This window comes from Methanosaeta sp. UBA458, assembly GCF_002496085.1.
In the GTDB taxonomy this organism is placed as follows: domain Archaea; phylum Halobacteriota; class Methanosarcinia; order Methanotrichales; family Methanotrichaceae; genus Methanothrix; species Methanothrix soehngenii.
In genome coordinates, this window is sequence record NZ_DAIK01000080.1 from 1 (window position 1) to 7,265 (window position 7,265).

Consider the following 7,265-nt stretch of genomic DNA (forward strand, 5'->3'; position numbering starts at 1 on the left):
CTCGGACCCTCTTTCCCTTCAGTATCCCGGCAGCCGCCTCCAGGTCTTCCAGTCTGCCATTGGTGCAGGTGCCTATGAAGGCCTGATCTATCTTTAGCCCCGCCAATTCTGAGACCGGCCGGACGTTGTCCACCCGGAAGGGGGCCGCCACCTGGGGTTCAAGCTCAGCTATATCGTAATCATATTGCTGCTGGTATGAATCCGGATCAGAGAAAACCTGAGTGTACGGCTGGCGCGCCCGGCCACGGAGCCACTCATCTGTCTTCTCATCCGGCGGGACGATGGCCGCTTTTGCCCCCATCTCCACCCCCAGGTTGCAGAGGGTCATCCTTCCTGATATGCTCAGACCTTCAATGGCGGGACCGATATACTCGACCGCCTTGTAGGTAGCGCCATCTGCACCCAGATCTCCTATCACCTGGAGAGCAATGTCCTTGGCAGAGACGAATGGAGCGAGTCTTCCCTCCACCTTTATTCCTATGGTCTCGGGCACCCTGAACCATAACCGGCCAGCGGAGTAGATCTCGGCCATGTCAGTTGCCCCAACGCCTGTGCCGAAGGCTCCAAAAGCGCCATAGGTACAGGAATGTGAGTCCGCTCCCACCAGCAGTGTGCCGGGAAGGGCGAAGCCCTGCTCGGGGAAGACCTGATGGCAGACCCCTGTGCCGCAGTCGAAGAAGTGGGAGATATTCTGCTCGCGGGCCCAGTTCCTCACCTCTCTTTGCAGATCGGCAGCGGTCTCATTGTTGGCCGGGACGATGTGATCGTATGGCACAACCACTCTATCCGGGTCCCAAACCTTTTCTGACCCCATCTCCCGGAAGGATCTGATGGCCAGCACCGATGTCCCGTCATGAGACATGGCATAATCTATTTCCGCCTCCACGATCTCCCCAGGCTCTGCCATCCCGTCATAGCCGGAGGCGCGGGAGAGTATCTTCTGGCTTATAGTCGCCAAGTCCCTTTCTCCACAGTGCTGCTTATGCTCTCATTCAATGGCGATCCTCCATTATCTCAGGCATCTGTTATCGATCTCTTTTGCATTGAATCTCTTCCTCCGAGGGCATCATATAGGCTATATCCTCTGCCGGGTGGCGGTAGAGCCGGGAGCCGAGTCGCTTCTGATCCAGGATATGCCCTATCAGGCCGATGCTGCGGCCCAGAGCAAAGAGGCCGTTCAGATATCCCAGGCGCACCACCTCATCTATCTCCTCTTTGCTGAAGGCGCCGCAGGAACTCATCAGGTCTATGAACAGAATACCGATGCACCCGTCGACATTCAGTATCAGGTTACCTTTCTTGGCGGTGGTGAGCTCTTCTACCTGCAGGGCATAGTTCAGGAGCTCGGTCGAGGGGAAGTTGGCCCGGGCATAGCTTATGAGCAGCTGGACTCTCTTGTCCGGGTTCTTTACGCTCTTGATCTTGTGGCCTATGCCAGGGATGTTAATACCCTTCTTTTTCATCTCGCCCACAAACCGCTCCGGGGCAAGGCCGGTCTCTTGTGCCCGCTTGAACTCCCTGGCGGCATCGTCGATTGCCCCGCCAAACCTGGGGCCGATGGTTAAAAGCCCGCTGCATAACGATGAGATCAGATCCTTTCCCGCACAGGAGGCAACTATGGCATTATGTGCTCCCGAGACCGCCGGGCCGTGGTCCGCCACGATCTGGATGACCAGCTCTATGAAGTGGGCGGCATATTCTGGGAGCTCTTTCTTGAACCATAACAGGCCGATGACCCCACCTATTCCCATCTTCCGGTCCAGGACATCGGATAGCTTCTTTCCTGCATACAGCAGCTCCTCGCCGCTGTCATCGGATATCGTGCAGATGAATGTGGTGGGCTTGCGGATATCGCCAGTGGCCAGAGCTTTGCTGTAGTCCGTGGGGATGCGGGGAACCTCAGGCTCATCGAACTTCTGCACTATACCCCGAGTGAGGAGCATATCGTAGACCTGGCGCACCATTTCCCCATAGTCATCGAAAGACCTGGGCACATATGCTCCTGCCTGGCGGAAGGCATCGTTTTTAGCCTGAGCAGTCTCCTTTTCGGTGTTGGCCTTGGCACCGGCATGGCCAAACTGGACGCTGGCCGGAAGGTAGGGCGAGCAGGTGCCTGTGACCCAGGCCACCAGAGGTTTGGTGATCTTCTTCTCTTTGAGGGCCTGGATGATCATGTACTCGTCCTCACCGCCCAGCTCGCCCAGGCAGGCGATCATCTTGATGGCTGGATTTCTCTCATAGCGGAGGATGTGGTCGAGCATGTTCGATCCGGGATAACGGTCTCCTCCGATGGCCACTCCTTCATAGATGCCATCGGAGTTTCTGGAGATTATATTGAATGCCTCATTGAGCATGCCACCCGATTTGGAGACGAAGCCCACGCATCCCGGTCGATATAGCTTGGAGGCGATGATGTTCTCGATGGTACCGGCGGTGTTCCCTATGCGGAAGGCACCTGCAGTCATCCCCCCCACCGTCGCCGGACCGATGACGATCTTGTCCAGTTTCCTAGCTGTGGCGGCCATCACCCTGGATTGCCTCTCAGGCACGCCTTCGGCGATGACGGCGACGATGCGAATGGTATCCTCCTTCAGCGCTTCCATGGTGGTCTCAAAAGCTGATCGGTGGCTGGCAAAGTTGACCATCACATCTGCCTCTGGATAGGCAAGAGCTGCCAGGGGGATGGTCTTGTACATGGGCAGGATTATCTCTTTGGTTCCCCAAAATGCCTTATGGATCCCGGCTCTGCTTGGATTAATGATAGCCGAGATGCTGGGCGACGAGCGCTTGCAGACATAATCGAAGTCCAGCATGCGCTGGATGGCATTGGTCTGGTAGCCATAGACGAATGCTTTTGTATTTATGTCAAAGAGAACGTAATCTTTCCTGCTCATTGATTCTCCTCCAGTGCCAGGGGGACGATTCTCGTCATGTGGGTCTCCGGTCCGTGAACCTGGATGGGAACGCCAAGCCTTTTGCCCAGATCCCGCATGAGCTTCAAGCCCTGCTCGTAATTCGGCCCTCCCCGGCGCACATAGATCTCAATATCGGCCTCCTGCAGCTTCTGCTGGTACTCCTCCAGGGCCATGACCACTCCCTTGAAGGTCTTGGCCACATCGGTGAAGTTGGCAATGGCCCCACCGATAAGGAGCACCTTCCCGTTGGGATTTTTGCTCCGGGTCATCAGGTCCAGGATGGTACAGGTGTAGTGGTAGGTCTCCTCGGTATTGGGATCACCGCTGTACTCACCATAATTGGCCATCTCATCGGCGTGACCCAAATCGCAGATGGTATCGGCATAGATCACGCTCGCTCCGCCGCCGGCGACCATCGTCCAGACCCTTCCCTCCGGGTTGAGGATGGTGAGCTTCAGAGAGGCTCCGGTCTTGGAGTCGATCTCCTTGATGAAGAGCTCCTCCTTGGAAGGAGTCCTGCCGAATGGTTCAGGGAATGCCAGTTCCGACCATCTCTTCTTTTGCCAGTACTCTTCTGCGTCATCCAGCTTCGCCACCATATCCAGCGGGACGATTCCGCGGCCTGAGAATGTGAAGGGATTGATCTCCACGTAGGCAAAGCCGGTATCGCTATAAAACCGCCATAAGGCGGTGATGAATTCCTCCACCAGCGCTCTCTTATCTCCCAGCTCTGCCGGCAGCTTGGAGCCTACGTCCAGAGCATCGATTCCTTCCAAGGAGTCCACATGGATAGATATTACCTTCTCCCAGTTCTCCTCCACCCCGACGCCGCCATCCATTGAGAAGAAGATGTTGTCCCCTTCATAATCCGAGCTGATAGCCACATAGTACTCCTCTTTGTGGGGTGTGAAAGGCTCTATCAGGAAATAGGACAGCCTCCCGGTTATTCCTCCTATGGTAACCTCTAGGCCCATTTTCTCATTGAGGTATTCCTTTGCTTCCTCCCAGTCCGCATCCAGAAGAACAAGGCCCAGCTTCCCTCTCTTTCCAAAGAGCTGGTCAGGCTTGACCACAAGCCTGGTCGTCTTCAGCCACGGATTTTCTGCCTCAAGCCCTTCTATATCCGTCTCAGGACCAACTAATGCCAGGTTCCCTTTATATGAGAAATCATCGAGGTACTCGGGAAGGTATCTAGCTAGCAGATTCTTTGCGTCATATTCCCTGATGCCTCTTTGTGCCATGTCAAAAACCACCTTCGCCGCCCTAATGCTTTTCTTATTTACAAACTTTTCTCCGGGATAAGATATTTGTTTCGGGAAAATATTGAGATACTTCCAGGGGACTGGCCGAACATGAAGTATCCTGATTCCGAAAAAGCATTTGCTGAACCCGCGGCAGCGGTCTTGGCTGGGATAGAAGAGAGGTATTTAGCCTGCCCCGACTGCCCGCCAGAGCCGAATCTGGACAAAACCAGGGGATGCCGGGACCTGCCCGGAAAGGTAAAAAGGTGCTCCTCCTGCGGAAGAGCGACGCTGGATGCGGTAATGCTGGATGCTCTTCATGTCTTGCATGATTTTGGTCTGCGCGACGAGCGGGAAACGCTGAGAAGCGTCGGATCGCCGCTGGTGGTTGTGGGCTATCCTCTGGCCTACTCCCCCCGCCTGGGGCCGGACAGCCTGATCATCCAGGGGGAGAACATATCCCGTGAGGCTGCCCAGGCAATGGTGCAACGGATACCGGAGATCAGAGGGGTTATCCTCTTCCAGGGCGTTCCTGGAATGCATAAAAAAGGCACAAAGCCCCTGGAGAATGCACTCTTAGCCGGATCCGATCTGAGGGCTGACGTCTGCCAGAGCCTCTTTGGCGAGCTTGTCATCTACAAGAGCCAGTCGAAGATTCATATTGAGTTCTCCAGGCAGAGCGCCCCCAAGATGAGGATCATAGAGCAACTCATGCTGCAGGGAAAGGCATCCCGGGTGGTGGATGGGCTGTGCGGTCCGGGAACGCTGGGGCTGATGTGCGCCCTGGCCGGCGCCAAGGAGGTAGTACTGAACGATGTCTGGCTGCCCGCGTTGCAAAACGTTCTCCTCAACCTAAAGGCCAATCGAGATCTTCTGGGGATAGAGAGAATAGAGTATCCTCAGGTCTCCTCGCATGAGGTCGGAACGGAACCGGTGCTGGTAGGCCGTGCCAGTGGTGCCTGCAATATTGAGGTCTATCATGGCGATCTTGCCAGGCTTTTTGAGAGGGCCTCGCCCGCTGACCTCTGCCTGATCGATCATTTTCCGGGAATGGATACCAGAGAGCTTGAGAAGGCCTGCAGATGCTGCAAAAAAGTAGTGCTGATCTGATTAAATGGGACAGCGCGGATTCGAACCGCGGTCCAAGAGTCCCAAACCCTCGAGGATAGACCAGGCTACCCCACTGTCCCAACAGCGAGTGCTCCTTGTGGTATGTTGTCTTTAAAAGCCTTTTGCTAACCTCTTTTCTGCCCTGGCGACAAGATTTTTTCGGTTGATCTTCTTGACCAGGTAGGCGGTGGCCAGTCCGCCAATGGCGGTGAGCATCCAGAGCTGAACGAGCCGGATGAGGATGGTTGCCGCAACTGCTGTATGCACGGGGATTCCAATGGCAGTGAAAAGAGTGCTCATTACAATATCGACAAGCCCCACACCGCCGGGGAGGAATATGGGCAGCATCTGCAGGAATATCATGACCGAATAGACTGCCAGAACTGCCCAGAATGAGACGATGACGCCCATCGACCGGAAGACCACAACTGCAACCGTGGTCATGCACAGCCAGCCTGCCAGTGCCCAGAAGGTGCTGATGAAAAGGGTCCTTTTATGCTCCGCCAGCAGCATCATGGAATGATGAAACCTGCCCAGTATGCGGCTGCATTGATTCTGGTCTATATGCACATGCAATATGCGCTCGGCGTGCTTGATGATGCTGAATGCAATTATCTCCAGCCAGTTGTCGGCAAAGCAGATGCCAAAGAATGTGGCATTCAGGAGGAGCAGGACCAGGGCAATGGCATAGCATGTGGCCAGGGCCCAGGGAGGGGCATTTGTGACCAGGTCCAGATATGCGAGGCCAATGGCCGTTCCCAGGAAGAAGGGGATGGCGGTGATGATCCTGGTCGTGGCTACAGTGGCAGAGGACTGGTCGATACGGCATCCGCCATCAAGCTTTTCCAGGAAGTAGACCCGGGTCGTCTCTCCGGAGAAGCTGCCCGAGGGGATGAGATTGTTCATGAAGCCGCAGGACAGGTAAATCAGGAAGATGTCTTTGACGGGCACTTTATAGTTGAACTTGAGGGCAATGGCCCTCCAGGCCAGTGCATCGCATAATACCCCCAGCAGGGCGAGAACTACCGCCAGAGCAAAAAGGCTGATAGCCGCGCTCCTCAGAGTATCGATTGCATCCTGGTAGCCGGCATAGTAGAGATAAAGAGAGTAGATGAAAAGGCCTACAGCGATTAGAGCTATTGATTTTTTTGGATGGATTATAGGAAGCTCTATATCGCTCTTCACCTGCAGGCTAACGGGAGGGATGGTTAAAAATATTCCGTTTGGACTACTGGGGCCCAATCGATCTAATCACAACCTTTTTAAATCCTGATCTGATAGGGTGATCCCATGGGAAAGACAGGAAGCGTAGAATGGGTCAAGATCAAGGGCAGAAAGGGCCAGGTCAGGCAGGTAACCAAGGCCGAGACCACTTATAAGAAGCCCGGTCCGATGCAGAAATATACCGCCTCTGGTTCCAGAGTAAAGAAGATAAGGAGATCAATAAAGGCCACTCAGATCAGAACATGATTTCCCAGGACGTAGTGCTGGTACGCTACGGGGAAATCGCTCTCAAGGATAGCTGGACCAGGCAGAGCTGGGAGCGTATCTTAAAGAGCAATATAGCCTTTTGTTTGAATAAAGCCGGTGTGGATCACAGGATCTCCGGGAGCGAAGGCCGGATCTTCGTCCATACCCCAGATGTGAGGGCGGCCGCGATTGCCTCCCAGGTTTTTGGAGTTGTCTCCGCGAGTCCTGCCCAAAGTGTGCCCTCCAACCTGGAGGATATAAGCCGGGCGGCAGTGGAGGTGGCGGCGAAGACGATGGAGAGGGCAATGCAGTCAGGCGCAGCCATCCAGACATTTGCCATCCGGCCCCGGAGGTTTGGGGTCCCGTTCTCCAGCGTAGAGATTGGACAGAAGGTGGGCGAAGCGGTTCGACTGGCCACTGGCGCATCTGTCAACCTCAGGGACCCTCAGATGGAGATATTCGTCGAGGCGAGAAGAGAGGGGACATACATCTTCACCGAGGTCACGCCGGGCCTGGGTGGCCTGCCCAT

Annotated in this window: 7 protein-coding genes and 1 tRNA gene; 3 read left to right on the top strand and 5 right to left on the bottom strand. The window is 55.2% G+C overall.

What is annotated here, in order from left to right:
* From BP822_RS05580 to BP822_RS05590, 3 genes are all read right to left on the bottom strand, one after another.
* Positions 1-958, bottom strand: a 958-nt coding sequence (locus BP822_RS05580) for an aconitase/3-isopropylmalate dehydratase large subunit family protein (RefSeq protein WP_286877915.1), incomplete at its 3' end; no start/stop codon positions are given.
* 67 nt (positions 959-1,025) lie between these two features.
* A complete protein-coding gene (locus tag BP822_RS05585) occupies positions 1,026-2,894 on the bottom strand; it encodes a citrate/2-methylcitrate synthase (RefSeq protein WP_286877916.1) in 1,869 nt (622 codons plus the stop codon).
* On the bottom strand, positions 2,891-4,156 hold the full coding sequence (locus tag BP822_RS05590; protein ID WP_048131686.1) for an ATP citrate lyase citrate-binding domain-containing protein: 1,266 nt from the start codon (positions 4,154-4,156) through the stop codon (positions 2,891-2,893). The genes BP822_RS05585 and BP822_RS05590 overlap by 4 nt, the downstream gene beginning before the upstream one ends.
* Positions 4,157-4,267: 111 nt before the next feature.
* On the opposite strand from BP822_RS05590, the gene BP822_RS05595 reads away from it, so the two are divergent.
* Entirely contained in the window at positions 4,268-5,266 is a 999-nt protein-coding gene (locus tag BP822_RS05595; RefSeq protein WP_286877917.1) for a methyltransferase, read from the top strand.
* 5 nt (positions 5,267-5,271) lie between these two features.
* Here the strand turns inward: BP822_RS05595 and BP822_RS05600 are convergent.
* Positions 5,272-5,346, bottom strand: a tRNA-Pro gene (locus BP822_RS05600).
* A gap of 31 nt (positions 5,347-5,377) precedes the next feature.
* Positions 5,378-6,451, bottom strand: a complete 1,074-nt coding sequence (locus BP822_RS05605) for a lysylphosphatidylglycerol synthase transmembrane domain-containing protein (RefSeq protein WP_286877919.1) — start codon at positions 6,449-6,451, stop codon at positions 5,378-5,380.
* Between the two features lie 105 nt (positions 6,452-6,556).
* Here BP822_RS05605 and BP822_RS05610 point away from each other — a divergent pair, with 105 nt between their 5' ends.
* Entirely contained in the window at positions 6,557-6,736 is a 180-nt protein-coding gene (locus BP822_RS05610) for a DUF5350 domain-containing protein (protein WP_013718363.1), read from the top strand.
* Positions 6,733-7,265 (top strand): THUMP domain-containing protein (locus BP822_RS05615; RefSeq protein ID WP_286877920.1); only part of this gene is annotated, 533 nt, incomplete at its 3' end. The genes BP822_RS05610 and BP822_RS05615, both read left to right, overlap by 4 nt.